This window comes from Lentzea sp. NPDC060358, from assembly GCF_042725365.1.
GTDB lineage: Bacteria > Actinomycetota > Actinomycetes > Mycobacteriales > Pseudonocardiaceae > Lentzea.
In genome coordinates this window covers 1-1,315 of sequence record NZ_JBHXCW010000475.1, presented here as the reverse complement: position 1 = coordinate 1,315, position 1,315 = coordinate 1, and the positions used below count along the sequence as shown (strand labels likewise).

Genomic DNA, 1,315 nt, shown 5'->3' with positions numbered 1-1,315 from the left:
CGCCGGGACCGACGACGACGCGCCCGACGCGCTACGTCGGCGGCTGACCGTCTCGGCCGTGCTCGCCGCCCCCGTCGTCCTGCTCGCGATGGTGCCCTACCTCCAGTTCGACAACTGGCAGTGGCTCTCCCTCACCCTCGCCGCCCCCGTCGTCGTCTGGGGCGGACTGCCCTTCCACCGCGCCACCTGGACCAATCTCCGGCACGGCGCGGCCACCATGGACACCCTGGTCTCGATCGGCACGCTGGCCGCCTTCGGCTGGTCGCTGTGGGCCCTCTTCCTCGGCGATGCGGGCACGCCCGGGATGCGGCACGGCTTCGACCTCACCGTCCGGCACGCCGGTGACACCTCCACCATCTATCTGGAGGTCGCGGCCGGGGTCGTCACCTTCATCCTGCTGGGCCGCTATCTGGAGGCGCGGTCCAAGCGGAAGGCCGGTTCCGCGCTGCGGGCGCTGCTGCACCTGGGCGCGAAGGAGGTCTCCGTGCTCCGCGGCGGTACGGAGGTGCGCGTCCCCATCGCCCGGCTCGCCGTGGGCGACCGCTTCGTGGTCCGCCCCGGCGAGAAGATCGCCACGGACGGCACCGTCGTCGAGGGCGCCTCGGCCGTGGACGCCTCGATGCTGACCGGCGAGTCCGTGCCCGTGGAGGTCGGCGTCGGCGACTCGGTCACCGGGGCCACCCTCAACGCGGGCGGCCGGCTCGTCGTCGAGGCCACCCGGGTCGGCGCCGACACCCAGCTCGCCCGGATGGCGAAGCTCGTCGAGGACGCCCAGAGCGGCAAGGCCGAGGTGCAGCGCCTCGCGGACCGGATCTCCGCCGTCTTCGTCCCTGTGGTGCTGGTGATCGCGCTGGTCACCCTGGTGGTGTGGCTGCTGACCGCGGACGACGTGACGGCCGCGTTCACGGCCGCCGTGGCCGTACTGATCATCGCCTGCCCCTGCGCCCTGGGCCTCGCCACCCCGACCGCCCTCATGGTCGGCACCGGACGCGGCGCCCAGCTCGGCATCCTCATCAAGGGACCCGAGGTCCTGGAAACCACCCGCCGCGTCGACACCATCGTCCTCGACAAGACCGGCACCGTCACCACCGGCCGCATGACCCTCCTCGACGTCCACACCACCGCCACCACCACCGAGAACGAAGTACTCCGCCTCGCCGGAGCCCTCGAACACTCCTCCGAACACCCCATCGCCCAGGCCGTCGCCACCGGCGCCACCGACCGCACCAAATCCACCCTCCCCACCCCCGAGGACTTCGCCAACGTCCCCGGACTCGGCGTCCAGGGAATCGTCGAGGGCCACGCCGTCCTGGTC

The 1,315-nt window shown here is 72.5% G+C and carries 1 protein-coding gene; it reads left to right on the top strand.

What is annotated here, in order from left to right; genetic code table 11:
* On the top strand, window positions 1-1,315 hold a 1,315-nt coding region (locus ACFWGZ_RS41010), incomplete at both ends, for a heavy metal translocating P-type ATPase (RefSeq protein ID WP_382456975.1).